Annotated in this window: 17 protein-coding genes; 8 read left to right on the top strand and 9 right to left on the bottom strand. The window is 66.5% G+C overall.

What is annotated here, in order from left to right; translation table 11 throughout:
- Positions 1 to 42: 42 nt before the first annotated feature.
- The 5 genes from IP86_RS13045 to IP86_RS13025 all read right to left on the bottom strand — a co-directional run bounded on the left by IP86_RS13045 (position 43) and on the right by IP86_RS13025 (position 7,327).
- A complete protein-coding gene (locus IP86_RS13045) occupies positions 43 to 2,607 on the bottom strand; it encodes a cation-translocating P-type ATPase (protein WP_054162962.1) in 2,565 nt (854 codons plus the stop codon).
- Between the two features lie 36 nt (positions 2,608 to 2,643).
- Positions 2,644 to 3,165 carry a cyclic pyranopterin monophosphate synthase MoaC gene (gene moaC, locus IP86_RS13040; protein WP_054162961.1) on the bottom strand — a complete coding sequence of 174 codons (522 nt, stop codon included), beginning with the start codon at positions 3,163 to 3,165 and terminating at the stop codon, positions 2,644 to 2,646.
- A gap of 243 nt (positions 3,166 to 3,408) precedes the next feature.
- The gene (gene trpC, locus IP86_RS13035; RefSeq protein WP_054163001.1) at positions 3,409 to 4,230 is read right to left on the bottom strand and encodes an indole-3-glycerol phosphate synthase TrpC; all 822 of its coding nucleotides are present in this window, start codon (positions 4,228 to 4,230) and stop codon (positions 3,409 to 3,411) included.
- Positions 4,231 to 4,375: 145 nt separating this feature from the next.
- On the bottom strand, positions 4,376 to 5,392 hold the full coding sequence (trpD, locus tag IP86_RS13030) for an anthranilate phosphoribosyltransferase (RefSeq protein WP_054162960.1): 1,017 nt from the start codon (positions 5,390 to 5,392) through the stop codon (positions 4,376 to 4,378).
- Positions 5,393 to 5,428: 36 nt separating this feature from the next.
- The gene (locus IP86_RS13025) at positions 5,429 to 7,327 is read right to left on the bottom strand and encodes a peptidyl-prolyl cis-trans isomerase (RefSeq protein WP_054162959.1); all 1,899 of its coding nucleotides are present in this window, start codon (positions 7,325 to 7,327) and stop codon (positions 5,429 to 5,431) included.
- Positions 7,328 to 7,582: 255 nt separating this feature from the next.
- On the opposite strand from IP86_RS13025, the gene tpiA reads away from it, so the two are divergent.
- From tpiA to pyrG, 3 genes are all read left to right on the top strand, one after another.
- The gene (tpiA, locus tag IP86_RS13020) at positions 7,583 to 8,359 is read left to right on the top strand and encodes a triose-phosphate isomerase (protein ID WP_054162958.1); all 777 of its coding nucleotides are present in this window, start codon (positions 7,583 to 7,585) and stop codon (positions 8,357 to 8,359) included.
- Positions 8,360 to 8,534: 175 nt separating this feature from the next.
- Positions 8,535 to 8,912 (top strand): preprotein translocase subunit SecG, encoded by a 378-nt coding sequence (gene secG, locus IP86_RS13015; RefSeq protein WP_054162957.1) that lies wholly within the window; start codon positions 8,535 to 8,537, stop codon positions 8,910 to 8,912.
- Positions 8,913 to 9,078: 166 nt separating this feature from the next.
- Complete coding sequence (gene pyrG, locus IP86_RS13010) at positions 9,079 to 10,710, top strand: CTP synthase (protein WP_054162956.1); 1,632 nt, start codon at positions 9,079 to 9,081, stop codon at positions 10,708 to 10,710.
- A 188-nt stretch (positions 10,711 to 10,898) separates the two neighbouring features.
- Here pyrG and IP86_RS13005 read toward each other — a convergent pair whose 3' ends face one another.
- Together IP86_RS13005 and IP86_RS13000 are read right to left on the bottom strand one after the other, a co-directional pair.
- Positions 10,899 to 13,454, bottom strand: a complete 2,556-nt coding sequence (locus IP86_RS13005) for a CHAT domain-containing protein (protein WP_054162955.1) — start codon at positions 13,452 to 13,454, stop codon at positions 10,899 to 10,901.
- A 170-nt stretch (positions 13,455 to 13,624) separates the two neighbouring features.
- Entirely contained in the window at positions 13,625 to 13,939 is a 315-nt protein-coding gene (locus IP86_RS13000) for a PAAR domain-containing protein (protein WP_054162954.1), read from the bottom strand.
- Between the two features lie 196 nt (positions 13,940 to 14,135).
- Between IP86_RS13000 and IP86_RS12995 the strand changes: the two genes are divergently transcribed.
- The 5 genes from IP86_RS12995 (at position 14,136) to IP86_RS12975 (ending at position 18,450) form a co-directional block, all read left to right on the top strand.
- On the top strand, positions 14,136 to 14,993 hold the full coding sequence (locus tag IP86_RS12995) for a hypothetical protein (RefSeq protein ID WP_054162953.1): 858 nt from the start codon (positions 14,136 to 14,138) through the stop codon (positions 14,991 to 14,993).
- Between the two features lie 146 nt (positions 14,994 to 15,139).
- The gene (locus tag IP86_RS12990; protein ID WP_054162952.1) at positions 15,140 to 15,466 is read left to right on the top strand and encodes an NIPSNAP family protein; all 327 of its coding nucleotides are present in this window, start codon (positions 15,140 to 15,142) and stop codon (positions 15,464 to 15,466) included.
- 31 nt (positions 15,467 to 15,497) lie between these two features.
- On the top strand, positions 15,498 to 16,367 hold the full coding sequence (locus IP86_RS12985; RefSeq protein ID WP_054162951.1) for a VOC family protein: 870 nt from the start codon (positions 15,498 to 15,500) through the stop codon (positions 16,365 to 16,367).
- Entirely contained in the window at positions 16,364 to 17,227 is an 864-nt protein-coding gene (gene kdsA, locus IP86_RS12980) for a 3-deoxy-8-phosphooctulonate synthase (RefSeq protein WP_054162950.1), read from the top strand. Before IP86_RS12985 ends, kdsA begins: the two co-directional genes overlap by 4 nt.
- Positions 17,227 to 18,450: an MFS transporter gene (locus IP86_RS12975; protein WP_054162949.1), complete on the top strand. Its 1,224-nt coding sequence runs from the start codon at positions 17,227 to 17,229 to the stop codon at positions 18,448 to 18,450. Before kdsA ends, IP86_RS12975 begins: the two co-directional genes overlap by 1 nt.
- Here IP86_RS12975 and mdoH read toward each other — a convergent pair.
- Complete coding sequence (gene mdoH / locus IP86_RS12970; RefSeq protein ID WP_054162948.1) at positions 18,447 to 20,561, bottom strand: glucans biosynthesis glucosyltransferase MdoH; 2,115 nt, start codon at positions 20,559 to 20,561, stop codon at positions 18,447 to 18,449. The genes IP86_RS12975 and mdoH overlap by 4 nt on opposite strands.
- Entirely contained in the window at positions 20,549 to 22,060 is a 1,512-nt protein-coding gene (locus IP86_RS12965; RefSeq protein WP_054162947.1) for a glucan biosynthesis protein G, read from the bottom strand. Before IP86_RS12965 ends, mdoH begins: the two co-directional genes overlap by 13 nt.
- Positions 22,061 to 22,081: the final 21 nt, after the last annotated feature.

Genomic DNA, 22,081 nt, shown 5'->3' with positions numbered 1-22,081 from the left:
GGCCGACAGATCCAGGCTGGTCCTGACAGCTTCACGCGGGGGCTACGCCGCGCGCTGCGGCGATACGCCGCCCAATCCGCTGCGCCACAGCGGCTTGATCAGTTCGAGCACGATCAGCACCAGCAGCGCGGCGAGGGCGGTGAGTGCGAGATCGTCGCCGTGCAGCGGACCGAATTTGAAAAGTTCGCGCAGGCAAGGCCAGGCGAGGCTGAGGCCAAGTACGCCGGCGACGATGATCAGCACGACCAAAAGCATCGGATTGGGCCGGCGCAACGCTGCCAGGATCGAGGTCGAGAACGAGCGGTTGACGAAGATCAGGCAGACGAAGCTCAACACCAGGGCAAAGAACGTCAGGGCGCGCAGTTCGGTCTCCGGCATCGCGCGAGACTGTCCGATGACGAACACGCCAGCCACCAGCGCGAACACCAGCAGGCCCTGCACCAGGCCCCAGCCGATCAGTGCGCGGCCGAACAGCGGCTGCTCGGGATCGCGCGGTTTGCGGCGCATCACGTCGTCCTCGGCGGTCTCGGCTTCGAACACGATCGAACAGACCGGGTCGATGATCATCTCAAGAAACGCAATGTGGATCGGGCCGAGCAGGATAGGCAGGCCGAACAGCAGCGGCAGCAGCGCCAACCCGGCGATCGGCACGTGCACGGCGAAGATGAAACCCATCGCCTTGACGAGATTGTCGTAGATCCGCCGGCCGAGCCGGATCGCTTTCACGATTGAGGCGAAGTCGTCGTCGAGCAGCACGATCGCAGACGCTTCGCGTGCGACGTCGGTGCCACGGCCCCCCATCGCGATGCCGATATGCGCCGCCTTCAGCGACGGCGCGTCGTTGACGCCGTCCCCGGTCATGGCGACGACTTCGCCGTCGGCCTTCAGAGCCTCGACGATGCGCAGCTTCTGCTCCGGCATGATCCGCGCGAACACGGTGGTGGTCTTCAGGCGCTGCGCCAGGGTGGCGTCGTCGAGCCGGCCGATCTCGTCGCCAGTAATACTCGTCTCCGCCTCGATACCAGCCTCGCGCGCGATCGCCCGCGCCGTCACCGGATAGTCGCCGGTGATCATCACCACGCGGATGCCCGCTGTGCGGCAATCCGCGACCGCCGCCGGCACCGCCTCGCGCAGCGGATCGGCCAGTCCGACGAGGCCGAGAAACGCAAATCCGAAACCGAGCGGCGTCTCCGGCCAATCGTCGCTGGGATGTGAGGCGCGGGCGACGCCTAGCACGCGCAGTCCATCGGCAGCCATCGTATCGATCGTTCTTGATAGTAGCCTGAGATCGGCGTCGCCGAGGCCGCTCATGCGGGCGATCGCCTCCGGCGCGCCTTTGGCCGCGACGACGTAGTTGTCGAGATCGTCGGGATCTCGCCAGACCTGGGTGATCGCCAGCAGGTCGCGGCGCAGGCCGTAGGAATGCACCAGGCTACGCGCATCGGCGCCGTCCGGGAGGTGCTCGCCGGCAAGGCGATGCAGTGCGCGGTCCATCGGGTCGAACGGGTCGGGCGCAGCGGCGAGCAGGGCAGTGTCGAGCAGATCGCGGAATGTCGGCGGGAGGTCGCCGGCGCGTGGATGGAAAACATCGCCGGTCGGCAGGCGAAGTTCGGCGACGCTCATCCGGTTCTCGGTCAGTGTGCCCGTTTTGTCGGTGCACAGCACCGTGGCTGAACCGAGCGCCTCGATCGCGGCGGCCCGCCGTGTCAGCACGCGGGCCTGCGAAATCCGCCACGCGCCCATCGCCATAAAGACGGTGAGCACCACCGGGAATTCCTCCGGCAGCATCGACATGCCGACGGTGATGCCGGCCAGCACCGCGTCGAGCCAGCCGCCACGCAGCGTGCCGTACAGCATCACGACGAGGATACTGAACGCGCCGCCGATCAGGCCGAACACGCGGACCAGCTTGCGGGTCTGGGTCTGCAAGCGCGGCGGCTCGGTCTGCATCGTGCCGAGCGCCTGGCCGATCTTGCCGATCTCGCTGCGCGCGCCGGTGGCGATCACTTCGGCGATGCCGCTGCCGCGGACCATCAGCGAGCCGGAATACACGACCGGCTGATCGTCGCCGCCGGGCCGGCGCGCAATCAACTCGCCGGCCTCGTCGCGCGCGATCTTGCGCACCGGCAGCGACTCGCCGGTCAGCAGCGACTCGTCGGCCTGGATGTCGTCGGCCTCCAGCAGCACCGCGTCGGCGGCGACGCGGTCGCCCTCAGCCAGCACCAGCAGATCGCCGCGTACCACCTCGCGGCCGGCGATGCGCTTGCGCTCGCCGCCGCGGATCACCAGCGCGCGCGGGCTGGTCAGGTCGCGCAGCGCTTCCAGCACGCGCTCGGTGCGGCTTTCCTGCACCACGGTGATGATCACCGACAGGCTGGCGAACACCAGCAGGATGATGGCTTCCTTGAAGTCGCCGAGCGCCAGATAGATCACGCCGCCGCCGAGCAGCAGCGCCAGCATCGGCTCGCGCAAAACTTCCAGCACGATGCGGAGCAGCGTCCGCCGGTCCGGTCGCGGCAGTTCGTTGAAGCCTTCGGCCTTCAACCTCGCGTCGGCGTCGAGCTCGCTGAGGCCGACGAGGGGCGGAGAAGCTGCATCTGTCGGCATCGGCGCGCTCCCTGCGGATCGGCGCCGAGCTTACGCCTATTTGGCTCGCGCGTCCGCGACGTAGTCACCCGACTTTCCGCCGGTCTTGGCGAGCAGGTGGATGCCTTCGATCCGCACGCCGCGTTCGGCGGCCTTGATCATGTCGTAGATCGTCAGGCAGGCCACCGAGACAGCAGTCAATGCTTCCATCTCGACGCCGGTCGGACCAGAGACCTTGGCGGTGGCGCGGACGATGCAGCCCGGCAGCTTCTTGTCCGGCGTGATGTCGATCGTGACTTTCGACAACGCCAGCGGATGGCACAGCGGGATCAGCTCGGAGGTCCGCTTCGCCGCCATGATCCCGGCGATCCGCGCCGTGCCGAGCACGTCGCCTTTCTTGGCGTCGCCGCTGAGGATCAGCTCGAGCGTCGCCGGCTTCATCACCACGCGCCCCTCGGCGACCGCGACCCGTTCGGTCGCCGGCTTGTCCGACACGTCGACCATGTGCGCCTCACCGGTGGCTCCGATGTGGGTGAGGGTGGGAGAGGGCGCAGACGATTTGCTGGTCTTCTTAGCCACGGGTAGATCTCTCGATAGGAGAACGATGAGCGCGCGACATCTTCACCCTCCCCTGGAGGGGGAGGGTCGGACGGCACAGCCGTCCGGGGTGGGGTGAAACCACGCGGGATGATCTGGCGGTGATGCACGTTAGGACCGAGAGGCTGTCACCCCACCCCGACATGGACCGCGCTTCGCGCGTCCCATGTCGACCCTCCCCCTCCAGGGGAGGGTGAAGGCCGACGCTCGGCGCAGCGCGCTGCACTACTTTGTCCCGGTTGACTGCAACGCCGGTTCGCGTGCCAGCAGCGTCCGCGTCGCGGCGGTGACGTCGTCCTGGCGCATCAGGCTTTCGCCGACCAGGAAGGTCGACATGCCGACGCGGGCGAGGCGGGCGAGATCGGCTGGGTTGAAGATGCCGCTTTCACCGACCATCAGGCGGTCCTGCGGGATCCGCGGTGCCAGCGCTTCGCTGGTCGCGAGCGTGACCTCGAAGGTGCGCAGGTTGCGGTTGTTGACGCCGATCATCGGCGAGCGCAGCTTCAGCGCGCGGTCGAGTTCGGCACCGTCGTGGATCTCGACCAGCACGTCCATGCCGAGGTCGAACGCCGCGTCCTCGATGTCCTTGGCTTCGGCATCGTCGAGCGCCGCCATGATGATCAGGATGCAGTCGGCTCCGTAGGCGCGCGCTTCCACCACCTGATACGGCTCGTACATGAAATCCTTGCGCAGCGCCGGCAGCGACACCGCGGCGCGGGCCGCGACCAGATAATCGAGGCTGCCCTGGAACGACGGCGTGTCGGTCAGCACCGACAGGCACGCCGCGCCGCCTTGCTCATAGGCCCTGGCGAGTGCCGGCGGATCGAAATCGGCGCGGATCAGGCCCTTCGATGGCGACGCCTTCTTGATCTCGGCGATCAGCGCGTAGTCGCCAGCCGCATGCTTGGCGCGCAGCGCGCGGACGAAGCCGCGCGGCGGCGCCGCCTCACGCGCGATCGCCTCCAGTGCCGCAAGCGGTCGCTCACGCTTCGCTGCCGCGATCTCCTCGCGCTTATAGGCTTCGATCTTGGTCAGGATGTCGGACACCGGCACGCTCCGTAGGGGTCGCTGTACAATAACGCCAGCGTTTCGTCATGGCGAGGAGCGAAGCGACCAAGCAATCCAGCTCCATGCGCGGCGCGTCTGGATTGCTTCGCTTCGCTCGCAATGACGAGCGCGTTGTAGGGCTCGTTTACGCCGCCGCGGCGACCGCGATCAGTTTCTTTAGCCGCGCTTCGGCCGCGCCGCTGTCGATCGACTGCGTGGCCAGCGCGACGCCTTGCGTGAGGTCCTGGGCCTTGCCGGCAACGATCAGCGTCGCCGCGGCGTTGAGCACCGCGACGTCGCGGTAGGGGCCCGGCATGCCTTCGAGCACCGCGCGCAGCGCGACTGCATTAGCCTCGGCGTCACCGCCCTTCAGCGCCTCCGCAGGCGCGCGCGAGAGGCCGGCGTCTTCAGGGCTGATCTCGAAACTGGTGATCTCGCCATCCTTGAGCTGCGCGACGGCGGTCGGGCCGGAGAGGGTGATCTCGTCGAGGCCGTCGGAGCCGTGCACCACCCAGATCGCCTCGGAGCCGAGATTCTTCAGCACCTGCGCCAGCGGCTGCACCCATTGCCGTGAGAACACGCCGATCATCTGGCGCTTGACGCCGGCCGGGTTCGACAGCGGGCCGAGCAGGTTGAAGATGGTGCGGGTGGCGAGTTCGACGCGAGTCGGGCCGACGTTCTTCATCGCCGGGTGATGCGTCGGGGCGAACATGAAGCCGATGCCGGCCTCGTGGACGCAGCGGCCGACCTGCGCCGGCGTGATGTCGATCTTGACGCCGAGCGCGTTCAGCACGTCGGCGGCGCCGGACTTCGACGACAGCGCGCGGTTGCCGTGCTTGGCGACTGGAACGCCGCAGCCGGCGACGATGAAGGATGCACAGGTCGAGACGTTGACCGAGCCGGAGCCGTCGCCGCCGGTGCCGACCACGTCGACCGCGTCGGCCGGGGCGTCGACGGTGAGCATCTTCGACCGCATCGTCGTCACCGCGCCGGTGATCTCGTCCACCGTCTCACCGCGGACCCGCAGGCCCATCAGCAGGGCGCCCATCTGCGACGGCGTCGCATCGCCCGACATCATGGCGTCGAACGCGCTCGCCGCCTCGTCCCGCGTCAGCGTCGCGCCAGTCGCGACCTTGCCGATTACAGCTTTGAAATCAATCATGTCCCCATCCGGCGACACCGACGCAAGACAGCTGCGTCAGTTGCTCACCGCCCCCGTCGCCTGCGCCACCGCCTGCTCGTTGATCTTGGTGCCGAGGTCCTTCTCGAGCCAAGCGATATATTCGCCGACCTGCTCGTCGGTGATCCGCTGGATCAGGGCTTCCTTCAGCTTGGTCACCTCCGCGGATGCGAGATCGACCGGCGGCACGGTGATGTCGGTGACGCGGAACACGAACCATTCGGTGCCGCTGCCGCCCTGGCTCTGGCCGGTGCCGTCCTTGGCTGTCCTGAAAACGGCGTCGACCACGCTGGCGGGCACGCTCGTCGTGCCCTCGCGCTTGAGGCCCGTGGCGGTCTCGACCTTGACGCCCGCCGGCGCCACGTCGGCGAGTTTGCCATCTGTGCCGAGCTTCTGCACCAGCTCGGTGGCCATCTTGCGCAGCCTGTCGGTGACCTGCTCGGAGCGCCAGCGGGCTTCGACCTGATCCTTGACCTCGTCGAGGCTGCGCTCGTGCGACGGAGTCACGCCGAGCACGTCGAACCAGACATAGCCGTTCTGATAGCTGATCGCGTCGGTATCGACGCCGACGTCGGCGTTGAACGCCTGGGTGGCGAGATCGAGGCCCTGCGGGATGTCCTTGACCGGCTGACCATCCGGGCCACGGCCGGAGCGGTCGACGGCCTCGATAGTCACGGCATTCAGGCCGAGCGTCTTGGCGGCGTCGACGACGTTAGCGCCGCCGGCGCGGGCGTCTTCCATCTTGTCGTGCTGGCTCTGAACTTCGGCGCGGGCGCGATCGAGCGCGATCTCGCGCTTGATGGTCTGCGCCACGCTCTCGTAGCTCGGCTGCACGCCCGGCTCGATCTTCGAAACCCGGACCAGCGCCGTTCCGAACGCGCCCTTGATCGGCTGGCTGACTTCATTGACCGGCAGCGAGAACGCGGCGTTCGCCACCGCCGGGTCGAGCATGTCGGCCTTGCTGACGAGGCCGAGTTCGACGTCGGCCGGCTTCAGCCCGCGCTCTGTGGCGATGTCCTCGAACGAGGCGCCGTCGGTGATCTTCTTGCGGGCGGCTTCGGCGTCCGCCGCGTTAGGGAAGACGATCTGCGACACCTGCCGCCGCTCCGGCGTCGACAGCTTGTCCTTGCGCTCCTCGTAGATTTTGCGGGCGTCTTCGTCCGACACCTCGGTCCACTTCGCGACCGAGTCGGGCGTCAGCACCACGTAGCCGATCTTGCGATATTCGGGCGCGCGGAACTGCGCCTTGTGCTGCTCGTAGAACGCGGCCAGCGCTTCGCTGGAGGGCGGGTCGATGGTGCCGGCCTGCGCTTCCGTCAGCTTCAGATAGTCGATCGCGCGCTGCTCGTTCTGGAACTGGCTGGCGACCTGCAGCATCGTGTTCGGCACCGCGAGGCCCGCCGTGACGGTGCCGGCGAGTTCGCGGCGCAGCGCGACCTTGCGCTGCTCGGTCATGTAGCGCTGCTCGGTGAAGCCGAATTGGCGGATCACCTGCTGGAAGCGGTTCGGATCGAACGCGCCGTTGGCCCCCTTGAAGTTCGGATCCGCCAGAACGCTCTTCATCGTATCTTCCTCGGACTGGCCGAGGCCGAGCCGGCGCGCCTGTTCGTCGAGCGCGGCTTCGGCGATCACCTGCTGCAGCACCTGGCGGTCAATGCCGAAGGCGCGCGCTTGGTCCGGCGTCAGCGGCCGGCCGAACTGGCGGCCGATCTGTTGCAGACGATCGTTATAGGTCTGGCGGAATTGCTCGGTCGAAATCTCGGTGCCACCGATGCTGGCCAGCGTCGACCGGCCGAAGCCGCGGAAGATATCCGCAATACCCCAGACACCGAAGCTGATGATCAGCACGCCCATCACGATGGTCATGATGGTCTTGCCGACCCAGTTGGATGAGGCGTTGCGAATTCCGCGAAGCATGGAGCCACTTTTTGTCAGGAGGGAACCGGCCGCGCCGTTGCGCGCGGAGGCGCAAATTAGCGTCGCCGGCTTGGAAATCCATCATAAAATGGCGGAGAAAGCGTCGCAACCGACCGCGGCGCCGGATTGCCGGCCATGGCTACCGCCCGGCACAGCGATTGCGCGATAGTCTCTTGCCTGCGCGATCACGCGGCCTTGAGCATCGCAAACGGCTCTGCTAGCGACATTGTGCAACCCCAGTCATGTGAGAGTGTCATGCCGGTCCACGCCGTTCGTCCGTTGATTGCCGGAAACTGGAAGATGAACGGCCTCAAGGCGGCTTCATCGGAATTCGAGGCGATCCTGGCCGGCGCGGCCGAGCTGTCGCCGGGAATCGATCTCCTGGTCTGCCCGCCGGCGACCCTGATCGCGGCCTTTGCGGACAAGCTCGCGGCCTCGAACGAGAGCGGCGCTCTCAAGGTCGCGATCGGCGCCCAGGATTGTCACGTCAATGCGTCGGGCGCGCATACCGGCGACATCTCCGCCGAGATGCTGGCTGACGCCGGCGCCCGCGCCATCATCGTCGGTCACTCCGAGCGTCGTGCCGACCACGCCGAGACCGACGCGATCGTGCGCAGCAAGGCCCAGGCGGTGTGGCGGGCCGGGCTGGTGGCGATCGTCTGCGTCGGCGAGACGCAGGGTGAGCGCAATGCCGGTCACACTCTCGACGTCGTCGCCGGCCAGCTCGCCGGCTCGCTGCCGGACGGGGCGACCGCAGCCAATCTGGTGGTCGCTTATGAGCCGGTCTGGGCGATCGGCACCGGAATGACCCCGACGGCCGAGGATGTCGAGGAAGTTCACGGCTTTATCCGCCAGACTCTGACGCAGCGCTTCAACACTGAAGGCGAGCGGACGCGTCTGCTGTATGGCGGCTCGGTGAAGCCGTCGAACGCCCGCGAGTTGCTTGCGGTTCCACACGTCAACGGCGCGCTGATCGGCGGCGCCAGCCTGAAGGCGTCGGACTTCCTTGCGATCGCCGCCGGCTGCCCCTAACTGAGGGCCAACCGGTCGCCTCATGGGCGCGGGTCTGGGACCGTCCGGGGGTGACAATGCCCCCATCGATCGTGTAGACACCGCGCGACTTCGTTGATCCCGCAAGCCTGTCGAGCAGCTCGCGCCGGCGCCCAGCCGGCCTTTCGGCGGTCCGGGCTTGTGATGGAAGGGTGCTATGCAGACTGTCATTATCGTCATCCACCTGATGTTGGTCCTCGGCCTGATCGGCGCTGTGCTGTTGCAGAAGTCCGAAGGCGGCGGCCTCGGCGTAGGGGGAGGCGGCGGCTTCATGTCAAGTCGCGGCACCGCGAACCTGCTGACCCGCACCACGGCGATCCTGGCGGTCGGGTTCTTCATCACCAGCCTGTCGCTGTCCTGGCTGGCGACCTACAACCGGAAGCCGACGTCGATTCTCCCGACCTCGGTCCCAACCCAGCAGGCGCCGGGCGCGCCAGTGGTGCCTCAGGGTGGCGGTCTGCTCGACAGCTTGAAGCAGTCCGATCAGCAGCAAAGCCAGACCCCGGCGGCTCCCGCTCCGCCGCAGTCGCAATAAGCATTGCCGGCATGCGTTGGCGGCAGCTCAGCAAAAGCCTGAGCAGCCGCGCGTAATCGTATGAAGGCGCTGATCTTTCAGCGTCACCCACAGGCGTTTGGAAAACTGCCCGCGGGGCACGAATCGCTTTTGCGAATCGGACCTAGGGCCTTAAAGGTAAAGTCCCATGGCGCGGTATATCTTCATCACCGGCGGCGTGGTCTCCTCGCTCGGCAAGGGTCTGGCATCAGCGGCACTCGGTGCGCTGCTGCAGGCGCGTGGCTACAAGGTCCGCCTTCGCAAGCTCGATCCCTATCTCAACCTCGATCCCGGGACGATGTCGCCGTATCAGCACGGCGAAGTGTTCGTGACCGACGACGGCGCCGAGACCGATCTCGATCTCGGCCATTACGAACGCTTCACCGGGCGGCCTGCGACCAAGCAGGACAACATCACCACCGGCCGGATCTATCAGGACATCCTGACCAAGGAACGCCGCGGCGACTATCTCGGCGCCACCATCCAGGTGATTCCCCACGTTACCAACGCGATCAAGGACTTCGTCCTCAGCGACAATGACGGCTACGACTTCGTGCTGGTCGAGATCGGCGGCACGGTCGGCGACATCGAGGGCCTGCCGTTCTTCGAGGCGATCCGCCAGATCAAGAACGATCTGCCGCGTGGCGATGTGATCTACATCCATCTGACGCTGCTGCCTTACATCCCGAGCGCCGGCGAACTGAAGACCAAGCCGACCCAGCATTCGGTCAAGGAGCTGCGCTCGATCGGCATCCAGCCCGACATCCTGCTGTGCCGCACCGACCGCGAGATCCCGAAGGAAGAGCGCCGCAAGCTCGGGCTGTTCTGCAACGTCCGGGAAAGCGCGGTGATCGAGGCGCGCGACGTCGACAACATCTACGCCGTGCCGGAGGCGTATCACGCCGCCGGGCTCGACGACGAAGTGCTGGCGGCATTCGCGATCGCCGCCAAGGAGCCGCCGCAGCTGGCGCGCTGGCACGAGATCAACGAGCGCGTCCGCAATCCGGAAGGCGCGGTGACGATCGCCATCGTCGGCAAGTACACCGGCATGAAGGACGCCTATAAGTCGCTGATCGAGGCGCTCAGCCACGGCGGCATCGCCAACAAGGTCAAGGTCAATCTCGACTGGATCGAGAGCGAAGTGTTCGAGAACGAGGACCCGGCGCCGTTCCTCGAACACGTCAACGGCATCCTCGTGCCCGGCGGCTTCGGCCAACGCGGGGCCGAGGGCAAGATCGAGGCGGCGCGTTTCGCCCGCGAGCGCAACGTGCCGTATTTCGGCATCTGCTTCGGCATGCAGATGGCGGTGATCGAATCGGCCCGCAATCTCGCCGGCATCGAGCAGGCCAACTCCACGGAATTCGGTCCGACGCCGGAGCCGCTGGTCGGCCTAATGACCGAATGGGTCCGCGGCAACGAACTCGAAAAGCGCTCGCAGGCCGGCGACCTCGGCGGCACGATGCGGCTCGGCGCCTATCCGGCGGCGCTGAAACGCGGCAGCCGTGTCTCCGAGATCTATGGTGGCGCCACCGAAATCTCGGAGCGGCATCGCCACCGCTACGAGGTCAACACCGCCTATAAGGACCGGCTCGAGCAGCACGGCCTGCGCTTCTCCGGCATGTCGCCGGACGGCGTGCTGCCGGAGATCGTCGAATACGAGGATCACCCCTGGTTCATCGGCGTCCAGTTCCACCCCGAACTGAAGTCGCGCCCATTCGAACCCCACCCGCTGTTCGCGTCCTTCGTCGGTGCGGCGCTGGTGCAGAGCCGGCTGGTTTAGTAAAGGCCGCGCGGCCGCGTCGCGTGCTCGATCGCGATGCAGCTACGCAATCGTCGTTTGCGTCGTCATGGCCGGGCTTGTCCCAGCCATCCACGCCTTTTTCCCGTAACGCTCACCAAGGCGCGGATGCCCGGCACAAGGCGGGGCATGACGGTGGTGATGCTTGGGACTAACTGATCAGCGCTTGATCAATTCTCGAACAGCACGAATGCCGCCCACACCGATGGATCCTCGGCGGCTTTGATCTTGCCGTGGATCGCTTCGATGCGGACTTTGCGCAGTGCTGCGGCGTAGTCGAGCTTGTCGTCGGCGAGCACCTGGTACAGCCGCGCCATGAAATTGGCGGTGCCTTCGTCGCTGACTTCCCACAGCGTCAGCAGCGAACGGCGGGCGCCGGCGATGGCCAGCGCGGTCGGCAGGCCGCTGACGCTGCCGATCCGGCTCGGATCGCCGAGCGCCGTCTGGCAGGCGGACAGCACGACGAGGTCGGCGGCGGATAGATTCCAGTCCATCAGTTCGCGCGCGTAGATCACGCCGTCGGTGCCGTCGCGGCGCGGGGGGCGGTCGAGTTGAGGACGCGCGGCGACGAGCCCGCTGCGCCATAGCGCGTCAGTGCGGTCGGTCGCGGCCTTGTAGAAACCGTGGGTGGCGAGGTGAAGCAGCGCGGCGCCTTCGGCCCTGCCGCGGATCGCGGTTTCGCCGGCGTCGTCGGTCATCATCACGCTGGCGATGTCGCGGCGCTGCAGGTCGGGCGCGATGCGGTCGATCTCGGTTTTGGTCGAGGGAAGCTGGCTGGCCGCGCCGGCGTAGTCGAGACCGCCGACCAACACGGCCTTGGTGCCCGCGATCAGATGATCGTCCTGGTCCGCGAACACGATCGCATCGGCGCGGGTCAGGATGCGGGTGTCGTAGATCTCGTCGAGATAGCGGCCGTTGCCATCCTGCAGCATCGCGAACGGCAGGCTGTAGAGGTCGGCGTCGGGCACCAGAAACAGCCGCGTGACATCGGCGAGCTGCGGCTTGAGCGGCCCGATCAGGGTGTCGTACAGCCGGCGGAAGGGCTGCATCCGGTCTGCGCTCTCGACGCTCGGAGCGGTGAAGCTGTCGAGCAGGCCGAGGTCGATGACCTGCGGCGGTTTGCCGGCGCGGCGGACGACGGCCTGCAGCCGCGCCGCGGGCTTCGGTTCGGTCGGATTGACCCGGCTGCCGCGGCCGCTGACGAAGAAATCGACCAGCGCGTCGTTCGCCGCGAGCTTGTCCTCGACAGAGGGCAGCTGCACATTCGCTGGCGGCTTCGTGCCGGCGCGCGCGGCGAGCTGCTGTCGCGCTTCGTCAAGCCGCTTGAGCACGTCGCGGGCATCGTCGTCGAGCTTGCCGGACGACAGCATCTCCTGGCGCTGACCTGACAGCCGCAGCACGGTGCGGGCGAGCTCGCGCGTCGGCTCGTCGGGCAGGCGGTCGAGTGTCAGCCGCAGCAGCGTGCGTTCGCCGTCCTCCATGGTCTTCCAGCGCGCCACCGCGTCCGCATAGGCGAGCGCCGCCTTCGGATCGATCAGCGCGTAGCGGCCGTATTCGTACAGGATGTCGTCGGCGAGCTTGCGCATCGTCTCGGCGACGTAGCGATTGCCGGCGGTGCCGACCTCGCGCAGCATCCAGTTGAAGGATTGCTGCTCGACGTCCTTGAAGGTCGCCAACGCATCGGCGTCGCCGCGCTTCAACCGGGTCACCGCAACGCCGAGCAGCGCGTCGAACGTGATCGGATGCTGCCGCGCGATGGTTTCCTGCGAGCGCTGATAGGCGTCGATCCGCAACGCCAGCGCCCGGCCGGTATCGCCGCGGCGCTCGTAGTGATCAGCGGCGAGCTGCGCCGACTTGATCCGCAACAGGTCGGGCGCGCCGTTCCAGTCTTTCACACGCGCCATCGCTTCCAGTTCTGTCGGGGATAGCGAACGGTCGGGATGAAAGTAAGCTTTGGCGTAGGCGATCCAGGTGTCGGCCTGGGCGACGTGTTCGGAGGTCGGGTCGGCGAGCTCGGCAGCGCAGCGCTTCTGCAGCGCGAGCGCCTGCATGGTCTCGGCCTCGTTGCCCATCGCCAGATGATCGAGCGCCAGATTGCTCGCGCTGACCAGCGCCTGGATGCTGCCGACGCCGTAATGCGCGATGCGCTTCTTCAACAGCGGGGCGTCGATCTTGGCGGCGAGGTCGGGATGACCGACCATGCGCAGCGCTTCGGCGTAGTTGTTCTCGGTGCGCCAGGTCAGCGGCTCCTTGTCGCCGAGCGCCTTGCGGGCGCCGAGATAAGTCTCTTCCGACAGATTGAGACCGGCTGCCACGGCACCGTTGTTAGTCAGCAGCGTGGCGAGGATGTCGCTGCCGGCGATGTCCTGCGCGGTGTTCGGTCCATAGATGGCGCGCATCCGTTTGCGCGCCTCGACCGCGACCGGAATGCCGCGCTCGTACTGGATCGTGCGCTCGAGGAAGCGGGCGTACTCGAACCACAACGTGGTGGCGTCCGGACTCGCCTCGCGCGCAGCGCGGGTGTTTGCGGCCTCCGCGAACAGCTCGGATGCCGTCGCAGTGTCGCGTCGCCGCTCGAAGAAGGTGACGGCGTTGAGATAGGCCTGAATCGTCAGTGCGTCATAGCTGCTGTCGCGCACCGCGCGCAGTGCGGCGGTGAGGCGCTGCCGGCCGCCGTCGCGATCGCCCGCCTGCAGCGACCGGAACGCATCGTTGATCTTCGCCACTAGTTCGCGTTCGCTCGCCGCCCCGCGTTGCTGCGCCTGGACCGGTAATGTAGTGAGCGCCGGTAGCGCGGCCGACGACACCAGAGCGGCGAGAATGAGCCGGGCGACACGGGTACGCGCCAGGCGGCGCGATCGAGACTGAAGTACCATCACCGGAGCGACGCGCCGCGCTACTTGCAGCCCGCCGTCGCGTCGCCCGCGCGTGCCATCGGTTTGCCATTGATGAAAACGTTTGGACCGCCGCCCACCACCGCGCCGCCGCAGGTCGTTTTGCCTCCCATGACTGCGGCCGGTTTGCCGTTGATGAAGACGTTGCTCGAGCCTTCCACGATCGAACCGTCGGACGTCGTGTCGCCCGCCCGCGCAGCCGGCTTGCCGTTCACCGTCACATTGCCGCTGCCGCTAGTGATCACGCCTGAATCCTGCGCCGCGGCCGGAGCCCCGGCAAGGATCAGCAAAGCGAGGGCAGGGACCATGCGCATCATTCTCTCCATTGATCTGGCAGCCTTAAGGTAACGACTAACCAGCGGATGTGTCGCCGGGTCGCGATGCGGTTCGAATTTTCACGGTGTTCGAACGATTGTTTGTCACTTCCCGGACAGACATTCGATCAGGGGTGGATGATGCTGTTGACGTCAACCGATGCGTGTTTAGCGACGCAGAGCGATCGAGGGTTCCGAAATGGCACAGCCGGTCACGCTGTTTGCATGGGCAATTCCCGCCTGGGATTCGGAATCGCCAGTCGACCATACTTGGGTGACCAGTTACGACAATCGTATTCACGCCTATCCAACCATCACCGAGGTGGTGGGGGCCAACCAGTTCTTCTGGTACTGTTGGGGCTCGTTTCATGCAGTCGGCGGCACGCCGGTGAACACCAGCGGAGCGCTGGGCCAGCAGCCCGGCGATCTCGCTGTGGCGCAATGTCTGGTACGGCCCAATCTGGATTCGCGAACGACGTCGCTGGCCCGCGGGACGATCTATCACTACGGCGTCGACGGGGTCTGCCACCAATTGGCAAATCAGGTGTTGTATGCGAGCGGACTAGGCGGCGCGGCGCCGCTGACGGTGCACAACGCGCGCGGCTACCTGTTGAGCAGCTTCATCTACGGCACCTACGGACTGCAGCAGACGGCTTGGTCGGCCAAGATTGCGTCCTGCACGGCACAGCAGCTGGCGGCAGGTCCCGGTCGCCCGGAAGGATTGAGGATGGCGCGAGACGAGGCGGTGCCCGAACCGGACGAATTCGAGAAGCGAGCCGTCGCCCTACTGGCCGCAGAGCCGGCGAAGCTGGGCCGATTGCTGCAGCTGCGCAGCGAGGTCCAGCAATTCGCGGCCCGGGCTTGGCCGGGATCCGGCCAGCCGAGCGCCCCCGCATTGAATGCTCGGAACCAGGAGTTGATCGACGAGGCCGCAAGGCTGCTTGGTCCGGAGGTTTTCCGGCAGCTGTTCGGGAGCGATCCGGCCGCCAAGGTCAATCTGGTTGATCCCCACATTGCCAACTCGGCCGGCGAAATTCCGCCGCCGAAACTGCGTTAAGGCTCATTCCGGCGTCCGTCGCGCGAACGTCACGCGTTGTTGCCATGCGGCGGACGCGGTGCTGTCCGCCGCCGCTCGCTTTGACCTTCTCTCCAATTGTTGCCACAACACGGCACCCGCCGCGCGGCCACGAGTGGAGGCCTTTCATGATCTACGAGTCCAGGACGTATCGGTGCGTCCCCGGCCGTCTTCCCGCGTTGCTGAAGCGGTTCGAGACCGTCACGCTGAAGTTGTTCGACAAGCACGGCATCCGTCCGGCCGGCTTCTTCACCACGCTGGTCGGCACCTCGAACCAGGAGCTGACCTATCTTCTTGTTTGGGAAAGCCTCGCTGAACGCGACCAGAAATGGACCGCGTTCGTTACTGATCCGGAATGGCTGGCCGCGCGAGCCAAGAGTGAGGAAGACGGCCAGATCGTCGAGACCATCGGCAATCAGCTCCTGACACCCACCACATTCTCCGCGATGAAATAATCGTTGCCGTCTGGATGAGAGTTTCGAACTGATGCCCAGCGGGCTCGACCATATCGTTCACGCCGTACGAGACCTCGATGCGGCGGCCGACGCCTATCAACATTTCGGTTTCACCGTCGGAGCGCGAAACCGCCATCCCTGGGGTACGCATAACCGCATCGTGCAGCTCGACGGCTTCTTCATCGAGCTACTCACCGTCGCCGAGCCGGAACAGATCGAGCCGCACCGTCCCGGCGCGTTTTCATTCGGTGCCTTTCAGCGCGACTACTTGTCCGGACGTGAAGGGCTGTCGATGCTGCTGCTCGCCAGTAGCGATGCGGCCGCTGACGCCCGGCACTACGCGGCTGTCGGCATCGGTGACGATGGGGTGTTCAGCTTCGCACGACAAGGGACGCGGCCGGACGGCAGCGTCGCGGAGCTCGGTTTTTCGCTCGCCTTTGCCCGCGATCCGCTGGCACCCAACGCCGGCTTCGCGGTCTGCCAGCATCACCATCCCGAGAATTTCTGGAGCGCCGCGTTTCAGCGCCACGCCAATGGGGCGCGCTTGGTGATCGCTGCGGTGATGGTCGCGGACAGCCCGACCGATCATCATATCTTTCTCGGCGATTTCACCGGCCTGCGTGATCTGCATGCCTCGTCGATCGGCGTCTCGGCGCGGACGCCGCGCGGTGATATCGCGATCGTGGAACCGGTGTCGTTCCGTGACCAGTATGGTGTCGACGTCGCGGCGGAGCCCGCAGGTGCCCGGTTCGCCGGATTGCGCATTGCAGTTGAAGACTTGGCCGTGGTTGAAGCGGTGTTGCAGCAGAACGGCGTCGCAGCGACGCATCATATGGGTCGGCTGGTCGTCCCGGATCTCTACGGCGCGACGTTGATCTTCGAACAAGGAATGGTCCGTTGAACAAGAGTATTGCGCCCGCGACCGCGGTGAGCGCGGGGAACGTCAAATTCGGCAACGCGCTGCCGCTGTCTGTGATCGCCGGGCCGTGCCAGCTCGAGAGCCGGGCGCATGCGCTGGAAGTGGCGGGCGCGCTGAAAGAGATCGCCAATCGGCTCGGCATCGGCCTCGTCTACAAGACCTCGTTCGACAAGGCCAATCGCACCAGCGCCGCGAGCGCGCGCGGCATCGGGCTCGACGCCGCGCTGCCGATCTTCGCGGAGATCCGCGACAGCATCGGCCTTCCGGTGCTGACTGATGTGCACGAGAGCGAACAATGTGGGCGCGCCGCCGAAGCGGTCGACATCCTGCAGATTCCGGCGTTCCTGTGCCGGCAGACCGATCTGCTGCTGGCCGCGGCGGCCACCGGCAAAGTGGTGAACGTGAAGAAGGGCCAGTTCCTGGCTCCGTGGGACATGGGCAACGTGGTCGCCAAGATCACCCATGCGGGCAATCCCAAGGTGCTGGTCACCGAGCGCGGCGCCTCGTTTGGCTACAACACGCTGGTCTCGGATATGCGCGCGCTGCCGATCATGGCCAAGACCACCGGCGCGCCGGTGATCTTCGACGCGACGCATTCAGTGCAGCAGCCGGGTGGCAAGGGAACGTCCTCCGGCGGTGAACGCGAATACGTACCCGTGCTGGCGCGGGCGGCGGTCGCGGTCGGCGTCGCCGGGGTGTTCATCGAGACCCACCCCGACCCCGATCACGCGCCGTCGGATGGCCCCAATATGGTGCCGTTGCGCGATTTCGAGGGCCTGCTGCGGACCCTGATGGAGTTCGACGCGCTGGCCAAAAAGCGTCCCGGCGTCGGCGCGGCTTGATGCGGCAAACTGGTGGCAGGGACGCTCCGGCGGGCCTGCCGCCGGCGCTCAATATCATCGCGCTGTCGGGGTTCGCCGCCAGCCTGTCGACGCGGGCACTCGACCCAGTGCTGCCGCGTATTGCGTCCGAGTTTTCGGTTTCGATCACGACGGCGGCCGGGCTGGCCGCGGTCTCGGCCTTCACCTTTGCGGTCGTGCAACCGGCGATCGGCGCGCTCGCCGACATGTTCGGCAAGGCGCGGCTGATGATCGTCTGCCTGGCGCTGCTCGGCCTTGCCAGCCTGCTCGGGGCGATGGCGACATCGTTCGAACTCCTATTTCTGTGCCGCATTCTGGCCGGCATCGGGTCGGGCGGCGTGTTCCCGGTCGCGCTCGGTCTCACCGGCGATCTGGTCGGGCCTGAGCGGCGGCAGGTGGCGATCGGCCGCGTGCTCGGCGGTTCGATGACCGGCAATCTGCTCGGCGCCACCGCCTCGGGCGTGATCGGCGATGTGCTGGGCTGGCGCGGTGTGCTCACCGTGCTGGGGCTGCTGGTGATCATCGCGGCGCTGGCCGTGGCGTTCGGCTTTCGCGGCAAGCCGATCAGTCCCGGCGGCCCGATGGATTTCGCCGGACTGCGCCGCAGCTATCGTACCATCTTCAGCAATCCGAATGCGGCGATCTGTTTCACCGCGGTGCTGGTCGAGGGCACCTGCGTGATGGGGACGTTTCCTTACGTCGCCGCCTTCCTCCACGAACTCGGCCAGGAATCGCTGGCGATCGCGGGGCTGGTGATCGCCGGCTTCGCGGTCGGCGGATTGATCTATACGCTCACCGTCGGCCGGCTGCTGCCGCGGCTCGGCGTCAACGGCATGATGATCGCCGGCGGCGCCCTGGTCGGCCTGCAACTCGCCATCATTGCGTTCGGCCCGCCGTGGCAGGCGCAAGCGGCGTGCTTCATCGCCATGGGCATGGGGTTCTACATGCTGCACGGCTGCATCCAGGTGTTCGCCAGCGAGCTCACCGAGACCGCGCGCGGCACAGCGATGTCGCTGCACTCGTTCTTTTTCTTCATCGGCCAGACGACCGGGCCGATCGCCTATGGCTTCGGTCTCTCCCATGCCGGCAAAGTGCCGACGATGCTGATGGCGGCGGTGACGATGCTAACGCTGGGGCTGGTTCTGGCCCGCATTCTGCGCGCCCGGCCGCCCGCCGACGCGATCGGCGTGGCGCCGGACCGTTAACCCATCGCGAGGAGACGCTGCAGCGTCTCGCTGTCCCCCATCACAGCACGCTTTTCGCGAGGGCCGAGCCAGCGGGCGGCTTCCGCGTAGCCATGCGCGTCGTCGATTAAAGTTCTGGCGATCGCCAGATCGGCCTCGATCCCGCCACGCCTTCGCTGCGGATGGCGCGCCAAGCCCGCGAGGTGCAACGCGCGGAGCTGCGGATCGTCCCGCAGGGCGTCGAGCGGATCGCCGACGCAGACCTTGCCGTGCATCATCGCCGCAAGCTCCGGAACCCGCTCCAGAATAGCGGGTGGGTTGCGGTCTTCCGGTGTTGTCAACACGCTATCGGCTGGGCCCGCGGCTCGCGTAGTGATCAGTGCGACCGGAATGGCGAGGACCAGGCCGAGGATCACCGGCGTCATCCACAGCAGCAACGGCCAGGAGACGATCAGCGCGGCTGTGGCCATCAGCAGGCCGAGCAGCGTGGGCATGGCATAGCGATGCATCACCTCGCGAAGCGGAATGGCGCCGTCGCCGCGGCGCTGCACCTGCCAGCCGGCGTCGCGCCCCATCAGGATCTCGGCGACCGCCGTCGATTGGAACATCATCATCACCGGTGCGGTGAGCGCCGAGAGCAGGGTCTCGACCACGACGCCGGAAGCGGCGCGCCAGCCGCCACCGAACTGCCGTCGCGCGTCATGACGGATCAGTACCAGGATCAGTGCCAACAGCTTCGGCACGATCAGCAGCGCGATGGTGGCGCCGAACACCCAGGCGGCGCGGATCGGATCCTGTGCCGGCCAATGCGGAAACAGCGAGAACGCGTTCGGGAAATATTCGGGGCGGACGAACTGCGCCTGCAGTGAGATGGCGATGCCGGCAGTCAGGAACAGCAGCCACATTGGCGCGGTGATGTAGGCGCCGATTCCGGTGACGAAGTGCAGCCGTGAGACCCAATGCAGTCCGCGCGTCGGCAGCAACCGCGCATGCTGCAGATTCCCTTGGCACCAGCGGCGGTCGCGGGCGGCGAAGTCGAGCAGCGAGGGAGGGCATTCCTCGTAGCTGCCAGGCAGCGTCGGCGCCATGTGGATGCGCCAGCCGGCACGCCGCAGCAAGGCCGCCTCGACGAAATCGTGGCTGAGAATATCGCCGCCGAACGGTTTACGGCCAGGCAAAGTCGGCAGGCCGGCGCATGCGGCGAAGGCCGCGACTCTGATGATGGCGTTATGGCCCCAGTAATTGCTTTCCGAGCCGTACCACCACGCTACGCCGGCGGCGATCATCGGCCCGTACATCCGGCCGGCGAATTGCTGGACCCGCGCGAACAGCGTCCTGGCGCCGACGATGACAGGTAGGGTCTGGATCAGCCCGACATCGGCGTGTCGTTCCATCGCCGCTGCGAGCCGGACCAGAGCTTCGCCGGTCATCACGCTGTCGGCGTCGAGCACCACCATGGAGTCGTAGCCGGCGCCGAAGCGCGTCACCCAATCCTCGATGTTGCCGGATTTTCGCGCGCGGTTGTTCGGGCGGTGGCGATAGAACAAGCGACCGCTGCTCTCGGCCAGCGCGAGATAGCACGCTTCTTCGGCCGCCCATATCGCCGGATCGGTGGAGTCGCTGAGGACGAACCAGTCGAACTGATCGCCTTGGCCGGTGAGATCGACGGATTCCCGCGTCGCCTGCAGTCGCGCGAATACGGTGTGGGGGTCCTCGTTGTAGGTCGGCAGCAGCATCGCCACGCGATCGCCGAGCTTTGGGAGCGGTTCGTCTGCGGCCACGCCGAGAGCGTCGCGCCATCCGCAGCACAGCGCGACAAAACCCGTCAGCGCGGAGACGAAGGACAGCGACACCCAGGCGAACAGCGCGGTGAACAGAGCCAGGATGACGCCCTCGAGAATGGTGATGCCGCCGATCTTCAGCACCTGAACCATCTCGTAGACGCCAGCGGCCGTCAGTGCTGCCGCCGCGAGCATGACCAGGGCGCGGCGCCATTCCGGGCCGCGGCCGGGCGCCCGGTCGGCGCGTGGCGGCGTCGATAGCGACTGCGCCGGCATTGCGAGCGGCGCCTCGGCGGGCAACGGATCGAACGCCTGCGCAGTGCGATCCTGCGGCCCGATCACAATGTCCATCGGTAGAGCCAGACTTCGGTGAGCGCCTGATCGCCCTGCATCAGCGATGCACGTAGTTCCACCGGTGGCGGAGCTGATACCAGATCGAAGCTCAATCGCCAGCCGCCGGTGACAGGATTGAGCTGAACGACGATGTTGTGGATCTCGCCTTTGTCGGCCGAGACGTCACCGCGGACCAAATCCGGATCGGCCTCCTTGAGTTTGTCGCCCTCGATGTCGAGCACGAACAGACGATTGTTGTCGCCGCGCACGCTGATGCCGGTCCGGGTGAATCGCGCCAGCGAACTCGGCTTCGGCGCGTCCGGTCCCCAGTGCAGCCGATACGTGTAGCTGTGTTCGCCCTTCGCAAGCAGCGGCCCCTTGGGCTCCCAGAACGCGGCGATATTGTCGTGGACTTCCTCGCGGGTCGGGATTTCGATCAGCTTCACGACGCCTTCGGTCCAGTCCCCGATCGGCTCGGCCCACAGGCTGGGACGCAGCTCGAAGCGGGATTCGAGATCGTGATAGGCGGCGAAGCTCTTCTCGCGCTGCATCAGGCCGTAGCCGCGCGGATCGCGGTCGTTGAACGCGCTGATCTGCAGATCGCGGGGATTGGACAGCGGGCGCCACAATTGTTCGCCGCGGCCGTTGAACACCGCGAGGCCATCGGAGTCGTGCACGGCTCCGCGGAAGTCCGGGATATCGCCGTGATCATTGGGCCCGAAGAAGAACATGCTGGTCATCGGCGCGAGGCCGACATGCTTCAGATCGACGCGCGGGTAGAGCACCATCTCGACGTCGAACACGGTCGTGTCGCCGGGGCGGATGGTGAAGCGATACGCACCCGTGACGCTCTTGCTGTCGAGCAGGGCGTGGACCACGAGCGAGGATGCGCCCTGGGCGGGACGTTCGAGCCAGAACGTCTTGAACAGCGGAAACTCCTCGCCGGACGGCTGCCCGGTGTCGATCGACAGCCCGCGCGCCGACAGGCCGTAACGCTGGCCCTTCGCGACTGCGCGGAAATACGCGGCGCCGAGGAACACGCAGAACTCGTCGTGGCGGTGCGGATCCTGGAGCGGCGCGTGAATGCGAAATCCGGCGAAACCCAGATCGGCATCGGGCGATGGAGTCGGCATTTCGGCGAAGCGGAAGTCTGCCGCGCGGTAAGCGATCTTTCGCGCCCGGCCGTCGCTGACCTCGTGGATGGTCACACGGTTCTTGTAGAGGAACCCGCGATGAAAGAACTGCACCTGAAACGGCAGGTGTTCGCCGCGCCACAGCGCCCGATCCGGGTCGAACCGAATCGTCCGATAGGCGTCATAGCCGAGGTCGGCGAACGACGCCGGCAGTTGGCTGTCAGGCGGCTGGTACGGCTTGCTCGCAAGATCCCGAGCCATCTGGCGGACGACCCAGGGACTGAAGGCATCCGAGGGATCGAACGCCTCGGCGACGCTCTTGCCCGCTTCCGAATGCAGCAGCGGCAAGGCCGCGAGGCCGGTCAGAACTTGCCGCCGGTTCAAGATGATGCTCCGCGAAAGGAA

The organism is Rhodopseudomonas sp. AAP120 (assembly GCF_001295845.1).
In the GTDB taxonomy this organism is placed as follows: Bacteria; Pseudomonadota; Alphaproteobacteria; order Rhizobiales; family Xanthobacteraceae; genus Rhodopseudomonas.
Note: the sequence above shows the minus strand (reverse complement) of the source record. Positions and strands in the feature narration are given on the sequence as shown.